Source organism: Sandaracinaceae bacterium (assembly GCA_016706685.1).
GTDB lineage: Bacteria > Myxococcota_A > Polyangia > Polyangiales > Houyiibacteriaceae > JADJJE01.
On record JADJJE010000002.1, the window covers coordinates 480,793 to 500,815 of the forward strand.

Here is a 20,023-nt window from a genome sequence, read left to right on the forward strand (position 1 = left end):
ACCAGCGTGCACGCCACGCTGGTCGCGATGCCGTACCCCGCCGCGCGGGCCATGGGCATCAGTCGGCAAGCGTCGCCAGGCCTGCGGCGGCCGCTTCGGAGTGCCAGGTGTTTCCATCCGTTCGGCACTGGGACGACTGAGTGCCCGCGCTGTAAGGACTGCCCGCGTAGTTCACGTAGTTCCCGTAGTAGAACTCCTCTGGGCCCATCGTGTCCTCACAGGCTCCCTTTAGGTCGGCCGTCGGGCAACCGCCCGTGCGCACCGTTCCCTGGCAACTCGCCTGGGCACTCTCGAGAGTTTGGTTCCCACTCGCTTGGTAGATGTGGCAGATGCCCCGCGTTGCCGACTCATCGCACGCGTAGGAGCCGCTTGGGGGCGGCCATGTGAGGTCCTCACCGAAGCCGCAACCTGGAAAGGCAAGGACGGCAAAGATCATGACGATTGAAGGACGTTTCATGCGTTGTCTCCTGAAGGTCTACTGGCGTTCTCGCGGTTTGGTGATTTCGACGACCCCGCGAAACCACTCTTCACGCCCACTGCCGCCTTGCCCCGTCACATTGCCCCAGACGACGCCGTTCTCATTCGAGTGCCCAAGAACCCAGGATACATCGATCTCACGCCCCCTCGACATGTGTGGGAGGGAATAAGGTCCGAATAAGGTTGTCGATCGCCGTCAGTCGTCGACCAGCGTGCACTCCACGCTGGTCGCGATGCGGTACCCCGCCGCCGAGTGCTCGAGGTCCTCCGCCAGCCCCGCGCGCCGCAGCCCGCTGATGGCCACGTACACCCGGTTGGCCGCCGCGCTCGGCATGATCCGTTCCCCCGGCCAGCACGCTGCGCACAGCGCCATCACGTCCAGTGACGCCCCCGGGTTGTCGATTCGCTGGCGCACCAGCACCACCAGCATGCGCGCCAGCACCGTTCGGCGCGCGAGATCCACGCGTGGACCCTGGCCACGCTCCAGGAACGCGCCTGTCACGCTGGTCCGCAGCGGCGGCCGTGCCGCATGGTCGACCGGGCCGTAGGCTTTCGCCAGCGTGAGCGCGACGCGGTTCTCGAACGCGGCCGGGTCCGGGCGGCAGCCGATCAGCTCGCGCACCCGGTTGGAGACCTCGATGGTCTCCTCCACCGAGGCCCGCTCGTTGGGGTTGGCGTGCACCACGTGGCGCTCGATCCAGATGATGCGCCGCACCAGCTCGATGTCCTCGCTCAGCGAGTTGCCCGAGATGGCGCGCGCGATGGACGTGTTGATGTCCACGAACGCCAGCATGCCGCGCAGCAGCATCAGCACCGCCACGAAGTCGCTGCGCTCGCTGGCCTCGCCGCCCACCGAGATCTCGGGGGCCTGGAAGAAGCGCGTGCGGGCCACGAGCGCGCCATGCTCGTCCTGCACGGCGGTGTTGTGTCCAAGCCCCACCAGCCAGAAGCGCCCGTCGCGCGCGAAGAGCAGGTTGCCAAAGCACAGCGTGCCGATGAAGCGCGCCGCCGGGTCACGGCCGGGCTCTCGCGCGCTCGCCAGCAACGCGTCCCGCACGGTCACGATGAAGCCGTCCGCCTCGGAGTGCGTGGCCCGCGAGCGAGCATCGGCGCCCACGCGAACGAGCCCGTCGAGGTCCACGCAGGCGGGCACGTCCAGCACCACCATGCCGTCCGCGAGGAAGTCTTCCCCCTCGAGGGTGGGGGCGATGGCGGGATGCGGCGGGAGCGCGTGCGCTTGCATCAACCGTCGGAGTGCCCTCTCCGAAGCGGGTGTTCGGCGCAGCGCCTCCACCAGCACCACCGAACGCTGGGTGTGCCGGTCGCGCGCCGAGGAGAGGCGAAAGGCCGAGGTGGCCGAGATCGGGGCTAGCTCACCGAACCGCAGGTTGCGGCCAGTCATGACCATGAGAGGGGATGCCTTCGACTGGTTGGCGTGGGGGTCTCCAGACGCGCGATGGTCGCGATCTCTTCAATCGGCGTCAACGTTGGGATGAGGCGTCACACGCGCGTTACCGTGACCAACTGGTCCGTGGCGGACGGGGGTCCGCTTGCTACCCTCCCCCCGACACGATGTTCGACTTCTTCCGTCGGCTGCTCGGCGAGCCAGCTCCTCAGCCCATCCCCGATGCGCTCTGGGACGACGTCTTCGCGGGCATCGTGTGGTTCGACGACCTCACCGAAGGGGAGCGCGCGCGGCTGCGCGAGTTCGCCGCGCGCTTCCTGGCCACCAAGAAGTTCGTGGGGGCCGGCGGGCTGCAGGTCACACCTGCCATGGCGCTCACCATCGCCATGCTGGCCTCGTGGCCCGTGCTGCACCTCGGCTTCCGAGAGCTGGGTGGCTGGACCAGCGTCATCGTCTACCCCGGGGGCTTCCGTGCCCAGCGGCGCGACGAGTGCGACGAGACGGGGGTGATCTCCGAGTACACCGAGGACCTGGTCGGCGAGGCGTGGGAGAAGGGGCCGCTGATCGTGTCGTGGTCGGAGATCGAAGAAGACCTGGCCAACCCGGACGACGGAACGTGCGTGGTGCTGCACGAGGTGGCCCACAAGCTGGACGCACGCAGCGGCGAGATCAACGGCGCGCCAGCCTTGCCGCCCGCCATCCCGTTCGAGCACTGGCTGGCCGTGCTGCAGCAGGCGTTCGAGGCCCTCGGCGACTTGGTGGAGGCGGACCGCGAGGACGAGAGTCTGGTGGACCCGTACGCGGCGACGGCCCCCGAGGAGTTCTTCGCGGTGTGCTCGGAGTACTTTTTCGTGCGCCCCGACCTGCTCGAGGAGCAGTTCCCGGACTTCGCGCGGCTGCTGCGCCTCTACTACCTGCCGCACTCCGTCAGCGGCAGTACTCGTCCGTCGTCGTGAACGCGACGATCTCCACGCTGGTCTGCGCGGGGATGACGAACTCGCTGGCGCCGCGCTCGCTCGCGCCCGCAGCCCAGTCGTACGTGTAGCCGAGGCGCGTCCAGGGGTAGCCGCCTTCGCCGTAGGAGCGCCCGCGCAGGTCGTCGAACCACGCGCGGTGCGCGTGCGTGCCCAGCTGGACGTCTTCGGCCACGTCGCTCGCGGCGCAGGTCGTGGCGCTCACGCTCGGGTCGGCGCACGGCCGCACCACCGTGCTGGGCCGCGCCCACAGCGTCACGAAGTAGGGCTTGCCCGCCCCCGGGCGGATGCCCAGGTACTCCGTCAGCCGCTCGTTCAGGGCTTCGCCCGTGAGCCCCGTACCACGGCAGAACTCCTGGACCTCGGGCGCAGCGGTCACCCAGATGGCGCGCCCCAGCGGCACGGTCTGTCCCACTTGCGCTTGGTAGCCGTCCCAGTCGGTCCAGGCCACGAGCTGCACCCAGGGCTCGCCGGCTTCATCTCGTCGCCAGCTCAGCGACGGCTGCTCCGGCGTGAGCGCGATCAGGTCGTTCACCACCTCGTCCGGGTCGGCCTCCGCAGCGTCCAGAAGCGCCCGCGCGATCCGCTCGTCGGCCGACAGAGCCGCGGACGGCGTCTCCACCTGCACGGTGTGACCGGCGCAGGCCGAGAGGCCGCCCGTGGCAAACAGGGCGAGGGCAACCCGCCGGAAGACGAGACCATGACGCGAGCGCGTGTGCAGCATGCCGCATGTGGTACACCATGCCTCATGGCGTCCCTGCATGATTTCTCCACGTCCAGCCTCTCGGGCGAGCCCGTCGCGCTGGCCGACTTCGCCGGCAAGGCCGTGCTGGTCGTGAACGTCGCGTCTGCCTGTGGGCTGACGCCGCACTACGCCGGCCTCGAGGCGCTCCAGCAGCGCTACGCAGACCAGGGGTTCTCGGTCATCGGGTTCCCGTGCAACCAGTTCGGCGGGCAGGAGCCCGGCAGCCCCGAGGCCATCGCCACCTTCTGCTCCACCACCTACGGCGTCACCTTCCCGCTCATGGCCAAGACCGACGTCAACGGCGACGCGCGGCACCCGCTCTTCGCGTGGCTCTGCGGCGAAGCCTCCGGCCCCGAGGGCAAGGGCGACATTCGCTGGAACTTCACCAAGTTCGTGGTCGGTCGCGACGGGGCGCTGGTCGCGCGCTTCGGCCCCACCACCACCCCCGAAGACCCCGCGCTGGTGGCCGCCATCGAGCGCGCGCTGAGCTGAACCCACGTGCCCAGCCTCTTTACCAGCGCGCTCCCCGTGGACGAGCGCATCCGCAAGAGCGTCGACCGCCTGGAGCTCGGCTTCAGCAAGCACGGCATCGACGCGTACGGCATCGACAAGGCCGAGCTCGCGCGCTTCTTCACGGCGCTCGAGTGGGCCTACCGCAAGTACTTCGACATGGAGGTCCACGGCACGGAGCACATCCCGCTGAGCGGCCGCGCCATGATCATCGGCAACCACTCGGGGGGCGTGGCCCTCGACGCGCTCATGGTGTTGGCGTCCTGCTTCTTCGAGCTGGACCCGCCGCGCCTCGCTCAGGGCATGGCCGAGAAGTTCATCAACAAGGTGCCGGGCGCGTCCCAGATGGCCAGCCGCCTCGGCCAGTTCACGGGCCTGCCCGAGCACGCCGACCGCCTGCTGCGCGACGAGCGCCTGCTCATGGTCTTCCCCGAGGGTGCGCGCGGCACCGCCAAGCTGGCGCGGGACGCCGACAGCCTGGTGCGCTTCGGCACGGGCTTCATGCGCCTGGCCCTCAAGACCCGCACGCCCATCATCCCGGTGGCCTTCGTGGGCGGCGGCGACGCCATCCCCACCGTGATGAACCTCTACAAGCTGGGGCAGCTGCTGGGCGTCCCCTACATCCCGATCACGCCGTACTTGGTGCCGTTCCCGAAGCCCGTGAAGCTGCAGCTGCTCTACAGCGAGCCGCTGCTCTTCGAGGGCGACGGGAGCGAGGCCGATGACGTGATCCACAGCTACGTGGAACAAGTTCGTGCGCGCATCGCCTGGCTCATCGAGCAGGCCCGCGCCTTGCGAGCGGGCACGCTGCGGCCCGAGGAGTTGGAGCTTCGATGAAAGTCTTGATCACGGGCATCAGCGGCAAGCTCGGGCGGCTGGTCGGCAAGCGCCTCGATGGCCTGGGTCACACGGTGCTCGGTGTGGACCGGCGCCCCTGGGCGGGTGCCCCGGAGCGCGTGCAGATGTTCCAGGTGGACATCCGCAAGCGCCCCGCCGAGGACGTGTTCCGCACCGAGCGTCCCGACGCCGTCATCCACATGGCCACGGTCACGCACCTCACGCACAAGAGCCCGGACCGCTACCGCATCAACCTGCAGGGCACGCGCGCCATCGTGGAGAACTGCCACCGCTACGAGGTGAAGCAGATGCTCTTCGTGGGGCGCCACACCTACTACGGCGCGGCGGCGGACTCACCGCTCTACCACACCGAGGACGAGCCCCCGATGGCGCTCAACAGCTTCCCGGAGCTGGCCGACCTGGTGGCCGCCGACCTCTACGCAGGCAGCGCGCTCTGGCGCTACCCCGAGGTCAACACGTGCGTCCTGCGGCTCTGCTACACGCTCGGCGGCAGCAAGCACGGCACGCTCGCCAACTTCATCCGCGGGCCGCGCGTGCCCACCGTGCTCGGGTTCGACCCGCTCTTCCACTTCATGCACGAGAACGACGCCGCAGACGCCATCGTGGCCGCGCTCGACAAGAACCTGCGGGGCGTCTTCAACGTCTCGGGCCCGCCGCCAATGCTGCTGAGCGACGTCATCCGCGACGCGGGTCGGCAGAACGTGCCGGTGCCCGAGGTGCTCATGAACCTGACGCTCGGGCGCTTCGGGCTCCCGCGTCTGCCCACGGGCGCGGTCGACCACCTCAAGTTCCCCATCGTCATCGACAGCGCAGCCTTCAAGAAGGCCACGGGCTTCCAGCACGCCTACGAAGAGTCCGAGGCGCTCACCGCGTATCGCAAGTCCGACTGACGAACGGGGGCGGCGGGGTCAGTCCACCTCGGGCGTGCCGTGGTCTGGCGCGGGTCCGAACCGCAAGTGATAGCTGTAACGGGCGGAGCCCCCGGTGGCGGGCTGCGTCACGCGCAGGTGCCCTGCGGCCGCGCCCACACAACGCTGGAACGTGCGGTCGAAGATGGTGAAGTTCTCGAGCCGGATGTCGCGCACGCGCCCCTCGGGCGTGACCGTGAACGTCAGGAACACACGCCCGCGCTGGTGCGCGCTGTGGGCTGTGAGCGTCTCGTAACACGCAGCGATCTGCGGCGCGATGCGGTCGACCGCCTGGCGCACGTCCTCGTTGTTGGCGCGGCCGAGGCCGTCCACACGCTCGGCCTGCACCAGGAAGAGCTCGCGGCTGAGCCGACGGCCAGACTCCAGCACCTCCGTGGCGGGGTTCGCGGTCTCGGCCGGGTGCGGGGTGGTCTCGCCCTCGTGCTGCACGACCACCCGCGGTGTGGTGGTGGCGGTGCTGCCCGTGGCTCCGGTGGTTCCCGTGGTTCCCGTGGTGGTGCCGGCAACGTGCGTGGTGTCCGTGTGGGTGCCCGCCGCGTGGGTGCTGCCCGCGTGCGGAGCGGCCTGGCCCAGGCAAGCGCGCAGCTCACCCACGATCACCCCGAGGCGCAGCTCCAGCGCCTCGGCGCTGTGCACCGCGTCGCGACGCGCGGCCTCTCCCGATGTGCTGGAGCGGGCCTGGCGCTCTGCTTCCTCGAGCAGCCGCAGCGTGCTCCCCAAGCGCTCGTGCTGGGCTCGCACGCACGGCACCTCTTGGGTTAGCCGCTGTGCCGTGGCCGCGATCTCGGCTGCGGTCTGCGCATGCGACGTGCGGGGTGTTGCGAGCGCCAGCAGCGCGAGGGCAGTGGAAGCGGTCACGAGGGCGAAGGGATGCGCTCGGCTCATAGGGACTCCAAGGGTCAGTGCAAATAGCGATGGGACAGGGGGGGCCGCGCGTCCGACGCGTCAGCGGCCCAGGATCTTCAATCCGCGTTCTCGCTGGAGTGTACCCTCCGAGCCAGCGCCACCGGCAACTTCCCGCGCCGCCACCGAGGCGCTATAGTTCGGGGATGCGTAGAGTGTGGCTCGGGTTGGTCCTCTCCCTCGTGGTGGTGGGCTGTGGTGGCGACGACGGCACGATGACGATGGTGGGCGGGTTCGGAGACCCCTGCGCGCGCCCCTCGCAGTGTCGCGCCGGCCTCATGTGCAACGGCAGCGGCGTCTGCATGCCCATGGGCGGCAGTGAGGAGGGCGCGGTGTGCCAGCTCGACCTCGACTGCGCGGACGGCCTGCGCTGCGACGCGTTCCGGCGCTGCGCCACGGAAGGCGACGCAGACGTGGGCGAGCTGTGCGCCGGCTCCCACGAGTGCCAGTCCGGCCTCGTGTGTCAACTGCAGGGTGTGAGCGCCACGTGCCAGACCAGCGGCACCGCCGACATCGGCGACGTGTGCACCAACGCCGCCACGTGCCTCGGCGGGCTGACGTGCACGCCCGCGTCGCCCTCGCCGTTGTGCACGAGCGCCGCCCCCTTGCCCACCAACTCGCCGCCCCCGCTCCCCAGCGTGGGCTTCTGGGCCGGCGTCACCTGCGCGGAAGACAACGACGCGCCGCGCGCCTATTTCGACGTCCCCACCAATTCGGAGCTCGACGGTGACTTCTATCGGCTGCCCTTCCCGAATGACGTTCGTCGCACCACCACGGGGCTCGATCTCTCCACGCACCCCACGCCCGCCACGGCGCTGAACATCGACGCCATCGACCGCTACCTGCGCGCGTCGGAAGAAGACCTCGATGGCTTCAGCACCAACCCCGTCGTCTACTTCCGCTTCTCGCGCGGCTACGACTGGGACACGAGCGGCGGGGCCATCCACTTCATCAACGTGGACCCCGACTCGCCCGAGTTCGGCCGGCAGCACCTCGCCGGCTGGCTCAATACCTTCGGCCCCATCAGCAAGTACATGTGCGAAAACTGGCTGGGTCTGCGCACGCTGCACGGCGACCCGCTTCTGCCCGGCACCACCTACGCGGTGGTCCTCGACACCTCGCTCCTGCCGGCCACCGACGTGGGTGGCACCTTCGCGCGCTCGCCGGACCTGGACGCGGTCCTGGGCGGCACCCGGCCCACCTCCGTTCACCTGGGCCCCGCGTGGGACCACTACGCGCCGCTGCGGGACTTCATCGCCGACGGTGCGGACTTCGTCATGGCCGACGTGCTCAACGCCACCGTGTTCACCACGCAGAGCGAAGTGGACATGGACGCCTTCCGCGACGCCGTGCGCGCTGAAGCGGTCCCCACGCTGTCGGACCTCACCCTGTGTGACACCGGCGTCACCTCGCCTTGCCTCGACGCCACCACTGGGCGCGGGGCCTGCGGCGCGGCCGACCCCGACTTCTACGAGCTGCACGGGCGCATCGCGCTGCCCATGTTCCAGGCGGGCACGCCGCCCTACGCCACCCCCACGGACGGGGGCGCCATCGCCTACGACTCGTCGGGCGCTCCGATCGTGGCGCGCACCGAGGACGTGTGCGTGGCCATCACCATCCCCAAGAACGCCACCATGCCCAACGCGGGCTGGCCCGTGCTCATCACCGGGCACGGCACGGGCGGCTCGTTCCGCGACGCCATCGACGGCGGACGCGCGGACGAAGTCTCGAACGGCACGGCGGGCGCCACCACCGTCAACGCCGCCACCATCTCCATCGACCTGCCCATGCACGGCTCGCGGCGCGGCGCCACCACCGAGGGCCCCGAGACCCTCTTCTTCAACTTCGTCAACCCACGCGCCGCACGGGACAACGTGCTGCAGGGCGCGGCCGACCTGCTGAGCGTCATCTACTTCCTCGAGCAGGGAGCGGTGGCAGCGGTCGACTCGCCCACCAACGAGGCCTTCTCGTTCGACTCCACGCGCCTCGCCATGTTCATGCACTCGCAGGGGGCCACCCACGCGGCGCTCATGATCGCGGACGAGCCGCTGGCGCGGAACGTGGTGCTGAGCGGCGTGGGCGGTGACCTCACCCAGTCGCTCCTCAACAAGACGCAGCCGGTGGACATCCGGGCGCTCTTGCCGCTGGCGCTGCTGGACATCGGGGGCGACGGTCGCCTTCCCACAGGCGACTTCCATCCGGCCCTCGCGCTCTTCCAGATGTTCTTCGACTCGGCCGACCCCGTGAACATCGTTCGCCGTCTGCACCGCGCGCCGCGCGTGGGCCAGGTGGGCACGCACGTCTTCATGACCTACGGCATGGGCGACACGTACAGCCCCGAGGCCACCATGCAGGCGTACATCACGGCCGGCAGCATCTCCGCCGTGAACCCACGCATCGCTACCTTCAACGTGGCGTCGGCCGATGCCCCGGTCAGCGCCAATCGCTCCGTCAACGGCGAGAGCATGACCATCGCTCACCGCCAGTATCAGCCCATCGCGCCCATCGACGGTCACTTCGTCGCGTCGCAGACCACCGAGGGGCGTGCCGACACCGCGCGCTTCCTGCTCCAGGCGCTAGCGGGTCAGACGCCGGTCATCGGCCAGTAGTCCGGGCGGGGCTGCAGAGGTGTCGCCCACTGACGACGCCTCTTCAGTACGCGAGGTTGCTCTCGCCCTCTTGCCGCTCGGGGCCAGCACCCACCTCTTCCATGACGTTGCCGCCCATGTCGGCGTAGCGGAAGCCCTCGGCGATGCGGAAGGCCGGGCCGTCATCGGCACGCACCACGATGTCCACCGTGATGGGCTCGGGCACGGACGGCGTCTCCACCTGCAGCGTCTGCGGGTCTACCAAGCTCACCTTGGTGGCGCGCTGCGCTCCGAAGTAGACCGTGTAGCCGATGTCCGGGCGGAAGTTGCGCCCCTGGATGGTGATCCGCTGCTGGCCCTGGATGGCGCCGGCTTGCGGGTCCACGCGCAGGATCTCGAGCTCGCCGGTGTCTTCACCGCAGGCCACGGTCCCGAGCGCGGCGGCCGTGCCGAGCAGCAACGTCCCCCCCCATCGCGTGAGGCGGCTTTTGAGCGAAGGGCGGGCTGAGGTGGCGGGCGCGTGGTGCATGATGCGCAGGACGATATGTGATGCGCTCGAAGGGCGTCAAGGACGAGCGCCGCCCCCACCCGGTCCCGGTTGGCGCGCACCCCCTCCGGGGCAGTCCGAGAACGTGGTCGACGCGCCGCGCCGAGGCCCTTACAATGGCCAGCGAGCAAGGATCCCTAGAGCCCGTGGCCAAGCAAAACCTCCTCCTCGTCGATGCCGACCAACGCAGCCTGCGCGTGTTGGAGGTCAGCCTGCGCAAGGCCGGCTACAGCGTCACCACCTGCGCAGACGCGCTCACGGCCATCGAGATGATCGGGCTCAGTCGCCCTGATATGATCATCAGCGACACCCGCCTGCCCGACGTGGACGGGTTCCAGCTGGTGGAGCGGCTGCGCGAGAGCGAGGACTCCCGCGAGATCCCGTTCATGTTCCTCTCGAGCGACGGCTCGGTGGAGAGCAAAGTGAAGGGCCTCGAGCTGGGCGTGCAGGACTACCTGACCAAGCCCATCTACATCAAAGAGATCATCACCCGCGTGAACCTCGAGCTGCAGCGCCGTCAGCGCGTTGGGCTCGAGCGCAAGAGCGTGGAGACCAAGACCCGCTTCAGCGGTTCGCTGGCGGACATGGGCCTGGTGGACCTCCTCCAGACCATCGACATCAGCCGCAAGAGCGGCGTCCTGCACCTCACGTCGCCCATCGGGCAGCGTGGCGCCATCTACTTCGACGTGGGCGGGCTCAAGCACGCCGAGCTCGGCAAGCTGCGCGGCGAGTGGGCGCTGTATCGCTCCCTGGTCTGGAACGAAGGCAACTTCGAGCTGGAGTTCCGGCCGGTGCGGCTCGAAGAAGAGACCATCTCCATGAGCACGCAGGGGCTCTTGATGGAGGGCATGCGCCGGCTCGACGAGTGGGGGCGCTTGCTGGAACAGCTCCCCCCGCTGGACGCGGTGTTCGAGATCGACGAGGCCGAGCTGCGTGATCGCCTGGCGGAGATCCCGGACGAGATCAACGACGTCCTCAAGTACTTCGACGGCGTGCGCTCCCTGATGGACGTCGTGGACGAGGTGGCCAAGGACGACCTCGAGACGCTGGCCGCCATCTCCAAGCTCTATTTCGAGGGCTTGATCGTGGACAGCGGCATGCGCACCTCGCTGCTCACGCCGGCTTCGGCCTTCAGCGACACCACGTCGGAGTCCGGCCTGGACGACTCGGATCACGAGATGGACGAGGAGGCGGCCGCCATGGCTGCTGCAGGCGTGGTCCCGGGTGAGTCCGGCGACATGCTCGTCTCATCGGGTGAGACCCCGCTCGAGCCCGAGGACTTCGGCCAGACGCTGATGCCCACGTCCAGCCTCGGTCCCGCCTCGCTGGCCGGCATGCGTGCTGCCGACTCCGAGCCACCACCCGCGCGTGAGCGGCCTCAGCGCGAGCGCTCGGACACGTCTCCCGGCATCGCGAGGGGCGACATCGCGCAGGCTCAGCTGGACCGCAACTCCGCGGAGCGCGCGATCGGGATGCTGGGCGACGACGAGCCCACGGCTCAGCCAGCGTCAGCGGCCACCCCGGCTGCGCCCGCCGGCGGCCCCGACACCCCGGCCGAGACCGACACCGACGCGCGCCCCACGGCGGTGGACACGGCCCCGGTTTCCCCCGCGAACCCCGAGCTGCCCGCGGCCCGCGAGGACGCGCGGCCCGAGCCGCCTGCCGAAGCGCCCGCCGAGGCGTCCGCCGAGGAGCCCCGCGAAGTGCGAGCCTCGCGCACGCCCGCCGAGACCCTGCCCGGCAACGTCATCCGCTTTCCGCAGAAGGGTGGCGCCGCGCTGGCGCTGGCCGAGCCCGAGGCAGAGCGTGAGGAGCCCCCGCCGGAAGCCGAAGACCCACTGCCCGTGCAGGACCCGGCCGAGGAAGACACCAACACGGCCAGCAAGGGCAACAAGCCCAGCGCGTCCACCGGACAGAGCGGCGCCCATGCGCGGCCCAGCGATCCTGGCGTGGCCGCCGTGGTGGGGGTGCCCGTCCCCGAAGCCGCTGACTCCCCCGCGCGCGCGTCGTCGCCCGCACCCGACACCATCCCCACCCGTCCGCAGGAGGGTGGCCACGACGCTAGCGACTTCTCGGACGAGTTCTTCGTCGCCGAGAGCTACGAGTCCACGCGTGCCTCCCAAGTGGTCGCGCGCCCCGACCGCACCGCCGACTTGGCCCCCGAAGAGGCTGACCGGCCCGCCCCCTCGGCGTCCGATGTGGCGTGGCGCTACTTGGGGTTGCTCACGGCCGCGGCGGTCATCGTCTTCTTCGTCTATCACCTGGCCACGCGGGACCGTGAAGGGCGCTTCGGCGACATCGGGCACCCTGCACACGTGGTCACTCCGGACATCCGCCCCACGCTGCCCACCGAAGCCAGCCCCGCGCCCGAGGCTCCGGTCGCGGACGAGGCGGCCGCCGATCCACAGCCCGAGGTGGCCGCGCTCCCGGACACCGCCGCCGCGGTGGATGCCGGCGTGGCTGCGGTGCCCGCCGAAGTCCCGTCCGTGGCCGAAGTGGCCCCCGCCGCGGCCGCTCCCAGCGCGGCGCTCGAGGAGGCGTTGGCCGCCGCGAGGGCGGCGCGCAGCCGTGACGCCCAGGCGGCTTGGGAGGCGGTGCTCGCCATTCAGCCGGCCTCCGCCGAGGCTCTCGAGGAGCTCGCCTGGCTCGCCATCAATCGCCGCCAGAACCAACAGGCACGCGATTTTGCCCGGCGCGCGGTCGCCATCGACGCCACGCTGTCACGCGCGTGGGTCACGCTGGGCGCAGCGCTCCAAGAGCTGGACGACGACGCTGGGGCCCGCGTGGCCTACCAGGCGTGCGTGGACCACGGCGCAGGCCGCAACGTGCGCGACTGCCGCACCATGCTGCGCATGCTGGGCACCCCCTGAAGCCAGGCGGGACGCGAAACGCGTCGGCTGCTGCTCAGGTCATGGAGAGGCCGGCGCGGAGTGGCCGGGCGGCTCAGCTCTGGGGAGAGCCGGCGATGATGTCCAGCTGCACGGACTCGCCGTTGCGGACCTCGAGGCGGTAGCGGCTGTTGGCGGTCTGCACGTAGTAGACCTCACTGCCGCAGATCCGGAGGATGCGCTTCACCGGCGTGGTCACGTACTCGTGCAGGCCATCCGGAAACTCGATGACCACGACCGAACCCTTACGAGGTGGCCGTAGCAGTCGCCCCACTACGGCGCGACCGGGTTTCCGTCCAAGCTTGCGCAGAACAACTTCCACGATGGGATCAAGCTAGCACACTCGCTCTCGCCAGCAAAAGCCCTGCGTATGGAAATTCGTCGCCAGCTCGAAATGAAGCGGGTTGTGGCGGACGGCTAGCGCACTTGAAAGCGGAACGAGACTACGGCCCCGTCGGGCAGGGTGCTGCCGGTGACGCGCATGAGGGGGGGAGACACGCAGCGGTTCAAGACCCCGAGGTCGATGCCGGCGGCGCCACGCTCGCGAAACCGGACATCGGTGACTGCCCCGGCCGCCACGCTGACGCGCACATCCGCCTCGCCCGCGGTGCCCAGGCAGGCTCCCAGGCGGTCGAGGGTGCGCCAGACGCTGCGCTCGAGGCCGTGGTCGCGCGGGCAGGTGTCGTTGGGGCACTGGAAGTAGGCCACGCGGCCGTGCTCCAGGGTTCGCTCCCCTCCGGGCGTGTCTCCGGTGGTGCCGGGCTGGGGGACGGGGGCGGCGTCTCCGGCCGCCTCGGGCAGTGGCGCGTCCGCAGCGACCTCGGCTTCGGCAGCCGTGGCCTCCGCGTCCGCGGCGGCTGCTGCCACACCCACATCCACGGCCCCCGCGACCGCCAGCGTGTCGGGGCCGGGCTCCGGGGCGTCCGCCACCGGGGCCTCGTCGAGCGGTTCGTGGGGTGAGGCGGCAGAGCCTTCGCCCGCAACGGGCTCGAGCGCCCCAGCTTCGGGCCGCGGGGCCACCAGCGACAGCTTCAGCAGCAGCAGCCCGAGCGCCGTGCAGCCCAGCGCCACCGCGAAGAGCGACAGCGGACGAGGGGTGCTCCCGCGAGGGTCGGCGATACGAACGATGGGCGACATGACGTTGGCTGCCTAACGCGCGCCGGGAGCCTTGTAAAGCCCGGGCGGGCCAGCCCTCAGGCGGCCGTGTGGAACGCCGCCAGGCTGACCTGGAGCTTCTTCTTGGCGCGCGCCTCGAGCTGGCGGACGCGCTCCTTGCTCACGCCCATCTCGGTGCCCAGCTTCTCGAGCGTGCAGGGATCCTCGGCCAGCATGCGGGCGGCCACGATGCGGCGCTCGCGCTCCGTCAGCTCGTGGAGAGCGCTGTCGAGCGCCTCACGCACACCCTGGATGGCCTGCTCACGGGCGACCAGCTCCTCGGGGTTGGGCACGTCCATGCCCATGCGCTCGAGCGCCGACTGACGGTCCTCGTACTGGGCGTCCACCGACACGTCGCCCTGCGTGAGCAGCGGCCAGAGCTTCTCGGCGCGGGCGCGCGGCATGCCCGAGCAGGTGGCCAGGTCGGCCGCGGACTGCACGTCCTGGCGGCGATAGGCCCGCATGGCGCGGCGCTCGGTGCGGGTGGTGCCCAGGCGCACGATGCGGTAGCCGCGCACCACGTAGTCGCGGATCTCGGCGCGGATCCAGTACGCCGCGTAGGTGATCAGGCGGCAGCCCTTGTCGGGGTCGTAGCGCGTGGCGGCCTTGAGCAGCCCCAGGTTGCCCTGCTGCACCAGGTCCTCGATGGGCACGCCCCAGCGGCGGTACTCACGGGCGATGCGGATGACGAAGGGCAGGCTGGCCTCGATGAGGCGCCGGCCCGCGTCCTGGTTGCCGCTGCAGTAGAGGCGCGCCAGCTCGCGCTCGGCCTCGGGGTCCAGGGTCTGGACGTGCTGCAAGGACGCGCGGTAACGATCGAGGGAGGTGACGTTGCTCATCGGGGATACTCCAGGGTGCTGCGGCGCGTCATTGCACACCCCGTGCCTACCTTTCGCCTTCTGAAATCATTATCATTTTCAGAATGACGCGGCGCGTCGTGGCGATAGCATCATCACCGCCGCGGCAGAACGCCGCACCCCGCTCCGCGGACCTGCCGCAGTGCCGCGGTTCGGGGCTTGCGCAGCCGCCGCGTTGACCCTAGCCCGCTGTCCCCGTTCTGGGCTACTCGGGGTCGCAGGCCACGTACTCGCTGGCCAGCCCCGGCGTGGGGGTCTGGGCGAACGCTCCCGCCGGCACCGTGACGTTCAGCGCGATGTCCTGGAAGCGCACCAGCGTGTCTGCGTCGTGGCGTTCGTCTTCGAAGTGCACCACGAAGGGCAGCTCCACCTCGGCGGCGCCGTCCTGCACCACGCGGTAGTCCTCGTAGCTCACGCGCCACACGGTGGCCCCGCTGGCGTCGAAGAGCTCCGAGCGCACCAGCCGCAGGCGCTGGTCGGCCGGTCGAGCGTTCCGGTCCGCCGTGGGCACCAAGAACGCCAGCTCCTGGCGCCGGCCATCGGGGGCGCGCAGCGTGACCGTGTAGCCGTCTCCCTCGCAGGCCATGCTGGCCTCGGCCGGATCGAGGCGCGGCGTGTCACCCATCAGGAAGCGCGCCACCTCGGCGCCCTCGAGCGACACCCCCAGCAGCCGCGCGATGTTGGATGGACAGGTGGGGCCTTCCAGGAAGCGGTTCTCACGAACGTCGGTGAGCTGGAAGCGCTCGCCGTCGCTGGTCAGGATGGCCGCCGCGCCGAACTGGGTGAGCACGTCGAAGCGCACCCGGTCGGGGCGCTCGAGGAACATCATGACCGTGCCGCGCACGCGGCCTTCGCGCCCACGGGTGTCCACGCGAGCCTCGGCCCGGACCACGCGCGTGACGGCCCGGGCATCACGGTGCGCGTCGAGCGCCGCCGCAGGCCCCGTGTGCGGATAGGCTGGGCAGGCGCCGCTCGGGCCACAGCCGCTCACGCCGGTCCACGCCACGGCGAGCAGGCTCAGCACGCCGAGGCTGCGCAAGCCGCTGACGGGCAGAGAGGAGCGCGGGCGTGGAGCAGTGGGTGATGGGACGAGGGGCGAGACGGGCATCGCCCGAGTGTATCGCCCCCAGCAGGCCGCGCGACCCAATCAGTTCTCGGGCGCGCCTTCGTCGATCCACTGGCGGATGACCGCCATGAACTCGGGCGGGAACAGCCGGCCGCCGGACGGCATCGGGTCGCCGCAGCTCGGGCTGTTGTTCTCCATCTTGTCGATCAGGAGCGAGCCGTCGGCGTCGCCCGGGATGATGAGGATGCCGTTATCCTCGCCGCAGTCCTCGCCTTCGGCCCCGCGGTTGACCATCTGGTCGTAGGCCAACTCGATGTTGCTGAGGTCCAGCTGGCTCTCCTCCCGGAAGTCCGGCTCGCCGGGGCCATGGCAGCTGTCGGCGCAGAACGGCTGGATGAGCGTCTCGTAGATGGAGGCCCAGTTCGGCTCGGGGGGGTCCGCCAGGGCGTCCACACGGTAGACGCAGTCGGTGGACCCGCGGCAGTTGCGCCCGGAGTCCTGAGGCGTGTTCGGGATCTCGTAGCGCTCGACCACCGGCAGGCCGCACGACAGCCAGTTCGCCACGATGCGCCGGCCCTCGCGGGTGCCGGCCTCGGGGAGCGCCTCACCCTCGTCGACGCCACCCACGAAGAAGGGATCGGCCGTGTCCACCCGCACATAGGTGCCGGCCTCGTCGCGGATGTCGCTCCCCAGGCGCCCCGGCGGCATGGACCCCCGCTGCAGCTCCTGCAGGATGTGGTGGCGGTAGTCGAAGGCCACGGCCTGGTTGGCGCGCAGCCGCGAGACGGCGCCCGGCAAGCAGCCCGAAGCATCGCAAGGGACCGAAAAGTCGAAGTCGAGCCCGGTGGGAACGCCGTAGCGCTCGCCTTCGGTGGCGGCGTTGGAGTGGCAGAACTGACCGTCGCCGCAGCTCACCTGCATGAGCGCCTGGCCCGCGAACATGGGCGTGCCGTTGTTCGGGTCGCCCACGATGCCCGTGTTCAAGTACACGATCTCGCGCGCAGCGAAGGGGTCGCAGGGGCCGACATCGACCGTGCAGCCGGCCGACGCCAACAGCAGACCGGCCACCAACCACGCCGGCGTGGGGTGCAGCACAGGCCGCGCGGACACTTGCAGGGACGAAGGAGCGACGCTGACCGCCGACGGTTGCGGGGCTTCGAGGGGGGAGTATGAGCTGTTCATGAAGGTCTGCGGGATGCCCCGCTCGGACGATACCTTGCGACGCATGCGTGCGCTGGGTCAAGCTTAGCTGCCGATCGCGCCCTTCGAGCCACTCGATGACGACTGCTACCACCACCCGCCCGCGCCGCGAGCGCAACCGTGAGGCCACTCAAGCACGGATCCTGGCCGCCGCGGAGGCCGAGTTCGCCCAGAAGGGTTACGACGGGGCACGGCTGCGTGACGTGGCCGCCCGCGCGGGGGTGCACCACGCGCTGCTGCACCACTACTTCGGCGACAAGGTGGGGCTCTTTCGTGCGGTGGTGCAGAACGCCTTTGCGGGTGTCTCCACGCGCGCGCTCGCCGCGCTCCGCTCGGGGTCGTCCATCCGCGCGCTGCTCGAGACCTACGTCAACATGCTGATCGACTTCCACACCCAGAACCCGAACTTGGTGCGGCTGCTGCACTACGCGTCGCTGGATGTGTCCTCGCCGGCGTTCACCGCCATGGAGGAGGTCACCCGCGAGATCAGCGCGCCCGTCATGGAGGCCGTGGGCCGCGCTGTGGAGGCCGCGCAGCACGCCAAGGTCATCCGTCAGGACATCGACGCACGTCGCCTCGTGAGCCTCTCCATCGGCGCCGTGGCCTACGTGTTCCACGAGGACCGTTTCTTTTCGCTCTTCCACGGCGGCGAGGTGCGCGCGCCCGAGTCGGTGGAGGCGCACCGGCGTGCCGCCATCGCGTTCGTCAACGCAGCGGTGTTCCCATGAACGACGTGCGCTGGGGGGCGCCGTACGAGGGGGTTCGCTTCGGGCTGCGGCCGCCGGCCGTGGCCGAGGCGGGCGGCTCCATCCTGGTGGGGCTGCTGTGCCACAACGTGGGCAACGCGCCGGTGCGCATGTTCGGCTTCCACCCCGCGTATCCGCGTGCGCTGCGCGTCTCGCCGCCCAAGGCCGACCGCCCGTACATCCGCGTGTCGTTCGGCGACGTGAACGTGCTGCACCCGCTCGATGCGTTCTCGGTGCTCGCGCCCGGCGCCACGCTCGAGACCTCGCTCGATCTCTCGTTCGCCTTCGACCGCCGTGGTACGGGCACCTGGCAGCTGGCTTTCGCCTACGACGCCGTGCGCACGGGTGCCCACTTCGTGGCGTACCGCGGTGGCGACGAAGCGCCTCAGAGCCCCGTGGTGGACCTGCTGGTCAGCTACTCGCGCTCGCTGCGCGACGCCGGCATCGACGAGGCCACCGAGGCCAAACTGGATGGCGCGCTCTACGCTGGCGAAGCCCGGCTGTTGGACCTGCTGCGGCATCATGGCGCAGGCGGGGTGGCGTTCGCAGCGCGGCGTGTGGCGCGCGTGCTCTCTCCGGGCGCCGAGTCCATCGCGGGATGGAACGCGCTCGACGCGCTGGCGCTGCTGGGCCCGCAGGCCATCGACGCCGTCAACGTGGCGCGCGAAGAGATCCCGCACGCCGACCGGGCGCTTGCGTTCGCCACGCGCTGGCTCGCGTTCCGGCACGGGTCGTCGCCGGACCCCTACGACCTGCCCTTCGTCACCATGCTGGACCGCATCGTCGAAGAGCCAGCCACGCGCGGCAACCTGCTGGTGGGCTGGACCGGCGTGGACTCGGCCATCCATGGCCTGCGGCGGGTGCAGATCTTCGGCAACGGCGAGCGCATCGTGACCTCGCGCGACCCGGGCTCCGAGTTCAGCCGCACGCGCCGCACCATGCTGCGCCCGCACGAGATGCAGGCCCTGGTGGAGGCCATTCGGCACAGCGCCGTGTGGCTGGCCGCTCCGCTGCGCGAGCAAGGCCTCCCGGACGAGCCGCGCCCCGCGTTCGAGGTGCAGCTCGGCATCGGTGGCCCCTTCAGCCGGCAGGTGTCCATGTGGAACGGCGAGTGGCGCCGCGGCCCCTCGTCCCACCTGGCCGAGCTCATGGATCGGCTGGCGAGCGACCACATCGGCGAGTCCATGCCGCCGAGCTGAGGCGTGCGGAGGCTCTACAAGGAACGGTTGACCCGAGCCCCGGGTTCGACGTCTAATGCCCCGTGGCCCAGCGAATTTGTCACGGACGGTCTCACACGGACGACTCGCGACGTGTGAGCGAGTGGGGGAAATCATGATCCGGACCAAGTTCTGGGGCGTGCGAGGGAGTATCCCCGTGCCCGGCGCCACCACCGTGGGGGTGGGCGGCAACACCAGCTGCGTGCAGGTCACCTGCGGGGACACGCACATCGTCTTCGACGCGGGCACCGGCCTGCGGCTCTTGGGGGCCGAGCTGGTGCGCAAGATGCCCGTCTCGGTACACCTGTTCATCAGCCACGTGCACTGGGACCACATCCAGGGCTTCCCGTTCTTCGCGCCCGCGTTCGTGGGCGGCAACAAGATCCACATGTACGGCGCGTCCAACTCGCGCGGCACGGTGGAGTCCGCCATGGCCGGCCAGATGGAGTTCCCCAACTTCCCGGTGAAGCTCAGCGAGCTGGGCAGTGAGCTCATCTTCCACCACGTGAGCCCCGGCGACGTGGTGCACGTGGGCGCCAACGTCTCGGTGCGCGCGGCGGCGGGCACCCACCCCGGCGGCGTGCTGGCCTACCGCGTGGACTACGAGGGCGCCTCGGTGGTCTACGCCACGGACACCGAGCACAGCGACGACGGCGAGCTGGACGAGCGCTTGGTGGAGCTGGCTCACGACGCAGACGTCTTCATCTACGACAGCATGTACACGCCCGAGGAGTACGACGGGCGCGCCGACGGGCGCTCGCGCATCGGCTGGGGGCACAGCACCTTCGAGGTGGGCGCGGCCATCGCCACGGCGGCGGGCGTGAAGCAGTACGTGCTCTTCCACCACGACCCGGAGCAGGACGACGCGGAAGTGCGCGTCAAAGAGCAGCGCGCGCAGGCGCTCTTCCCGAACGCCATCGCCGCCCGCGAGGGCCTCGTGCTGGAGTGCAGCCGCTAG

General features: G+C 70.3%; 18 protein-coding genes. 9 read left to right on the top strand and 9 right to left on the bottom strand.

Annotation, left to right across the window (positions count from 1 at the left end):
- Positions 1 to 673 precede the first annotated feature (673 nt).
- The gene (locus IPI43_05635; GenBank protein MBK7773605.1) at positions 674 to 1,879 is read right to left on the bottom strand and encodes a hypothetical protein; all 1,206 of its coding nucleotides are present in this window, start codon (positions 1,877 to 1,879) and stop codon (positions 674 to 676) included.
- Positions 1,880 to 2,049: 170 nt separating this feature from the next.
- Here IPI43_05635 and IPI43_05640 point away from each other — a divergent pair, with 170 nt between their 5' ends.
- Positions 2,050 to 2,838, top strand: a complete 789-nt coding sequence (locus tag IPI43_05640; GenBank protein ID MBK7773606.1) for a zinc-dependent peptidase — start codon at positions 2,050 to 2,052, stop codon at positions 2,836 to 2,838.
- Here the strand turns inward: IPI43_05640 and IPI43_05645 are convergent.
- Positions 2,810 to 3,580 (bottom strand): hypothetical protein, encoded by a 771-nt coding sequence (locus tag IPI43_05645; GenBank protein MBK7773607.1) that lies wholly within the window; start codon positions 3,578 to 3,580, stop codon positions 2,810 to 2,812. The two genes, IPI43_05640 and IPI43_05645, sit on opposite strands and share 29 nt — an antisense overlap.
- 24 nt (positions 3,581 to 3,604) lie before the next feature.
- Here IPI43_05645 and IPI43_05650 point away from each other — a divergent pair, with 24 nt between their 5' ends.
- Genes IPI43_05650 through IPI43_05660 form a run of 3 tightly spaced genes read left to right on the top strand, consistent with a single transcriptional unit; the run spans position 3,605 to position 5,859 of the window.
- Complete coding sequence (locus IPI43_05650; protein ID MBK7773608.1) at positions 3,605 to 4,093, top strand: glutathione peroxidase; 489 nt, start codon at positions 3,605 to 3,607, stop codon at positions 4,091 to 4,093.
- A 48-nt stretch (positions 4,094 to 4,141) separates the two neighbouring features.
- Complete coding sequence (locus IPI43_05655) at positions 4,142 to 4,948, top strand: acyltransferase family protein (GenBank protein MBK7773609.1); 807 nt, start codon at positions 4,142 to 4,144, stop codon at positions 4,946 to 4,948.
- Positions 4,945 to 5,859, top strand: a complete 915-nt coding sequence (locus tag IPI43_05660; GenBank protein MBK7773610.1) for an SDR family oxidoreductase — start codon at positions 4,945 to 4,947, stop codon at positions 5,857 to 5,859. The genes IPI43_05655 and IPI43_05660 overlap by 4 nt, the downstream gene beginning before the upstream one ends.
- An 18-nt stretch (positions 5,860 to 5,877) precedes the next feature.
- On the opposite strand, the gene IPI43_05665 is transcribed toward IPI43_05660, so the two are convergent.
- On the bottom strand, positions 5,878 to 6,756 hold the full coding sequence (locus tag IPI43_05665) for an AgmX/PglI C-terminal domain-containing protein (GenBank protein MBK7773611.1): 879 nt from the start codon (positions 6,754 to 6,756) through the stop codon (positions 5,878 to 5,880).
- A 191-nt stretch (positions 6,757 to 6,947) separates the two neighbouring features.
- Here IPI43_05665 and IPI43_05670 point away from each other — a divergent pair, with 191 nt between their 5' ends.
- Positions 6,948 to 9,410, top strand: coding sequence for a hypothetical protein (locus IPI43_05670; GenBank protein ID MBK7773612.1), 2,463 nt, complete (start codon positions 6,948 to 6,950; stop codon positions 9,408 to 9,410).
- A gap of 43 nt (positions 9,411 to 9,453) precedes the next feature.
- Here IPI43_05670 and IPI43_05675 read toward each other — a convergent pair whose 3' ends face one another.
- Positions 9,454 to 9,849 (bottom strand): IPT/TIG domain-containing protein, encoded by a 396-nt coding sequence (locus tag IPI43_05675; GenBank protein ID MBK7773613.1) that lies wholly within the window; start codon positions 9,847 to 9,849, stop codon positions 9,454 to 9,456.
- Positions 9,850 to 10,082: 233 nt separating this feature from the next.
- On the opposite strand from IPI43_05675, the gene IPI43_05680 reads away from it, so the two are divergent.
- Positions 10,083 to 12,806 carry a response regulator gene (locus IPI43_05680; GenBank protein ID MBK7773614.1) on the top strand — a complete coding sequence of 908 codons (2,724 nt, stop codon included), beginning with the start codon at positions 10,083 to 10,085 and terminating at the stop codon, positions 12,804 to 12,806.
- A gap of 73 nt (positions 12,807 to 12,879) precedes the next feature.
- Here IPI43_05680 and IPI43_05685 read toward each other — a convergent pair whose 3' ends face one another.
- From IPI43_05685 to IPI43_05705, 5 genes are all read right to left on the bottom strand, one after another.
- Entirely contained in the window at positions 12,880 to 13,059 is a 180-nt protein-coding gene (locus tag IPI43_05685; protein MBK7773615.1) for a hypothetical protein, read from the bottom strand.
- Between the two features lie 182 nt (positions 13,060 to 13,241).
- On the bottom strand, positions 13,242 to 13,961 hold the full coding sequence (locus IPI43_05690) for a hypothetical protein (GenBank protein MBK7773616.1): 720 nt from the start codon (positions 13,959 to 13,961) through the stop codon (positions 13,242 to 13,244).
- A 56-nt stretch (positions 13,962 to 14,017) separates the two neighbouring features.
- The gene (locus IPI43_05695) at positions 14,018 to 14,818 is read right to left on the bottom strand and encodes a sigma-70 family RNA polymerase sigma factor (protein ID MBK7773617.1); all 801 of its coding nucleotides are present in this window, start codon (positions 14,816 to 14,818) and stop codon (positions 14,018 to 14,020) included.
- 223 nt (positions 14,819 to 15,041) lie between these two features.
- Positions 15,042 to 15,944 carry a DUF4292 domain-containing protein gene (locus IPI43_05700; GenBank protein ID MBK7773618.1) on the bottom strand — a complete coding sequence of 301 codons (903 nt, stop codon included), beginning with the start codon at positions 15,942 to 15,944 and terminating at the stop codon, positions 15,042 to 15,044.
- A gap of 39 nt (positions 15,945 to 15,983) precedes the next feature.
- Positions 15,984 to 17,129, bottom strand: a complete 1,146-nt coding sequence (locus IPI43_05705) for a hypothetical protein (protein ID MBK7773619.1) — start codon at positions 17,127 to 17,129, stop codon at positions 15,984 to 15,986.
- Positions 17,130 to 17,179: 50 nt separating this feature from the next.
- Here IPI43_05705 and IPI43_05710 point away from each other — a divergent pair, with 50 nt between their 5' ends.
- The 3 genes from IPI43_05710 to IPI43_05720 all read left to right on the top strand — a co-directional run bounded on the left by IPI43_05710 (position 17,180) and on the right by IPI43_05720 (position 20,023).
- Positions 17,180 to 17,830 carry a TetR/AcrR family transcriptional regulator gene (locus IPI43_05710; GenBank protein ID MBK7773620.1) on the top strand — a complete coding sequence of 217 codons (651 nt, stop codon included), beginning with the start codon at positions 17,180 to 17,182 and terminating at the stop codon, positions 17,828 to 17,830.
- Positions 17,827 to 19,047, top strand: coding sequence for a hypothetical protein (locus IPI43_05715; GenBank protein MBK7773621.1), 1,221 nt, complete (start codon positions 17,827 to 17,829; stop codon positions 19,045 to 19,047). Before IPI43_05710 ends, IPI43_05715 begins: the two co-directional genes overlap by 4 nt.
- A gap of 133 nt (positions 19,048 to 19,180) precedes the next feature.
- Positions 19,181 to 20,023, top strand: coding sequence for an MBL fold metallo-hydrolase (locus tag IPI43_05720; GenBank protein ID MBK7773622.1), 843 nt, complete (start codon positions 19,181 to 19,183; stop codon positions 20,021 to 20,023).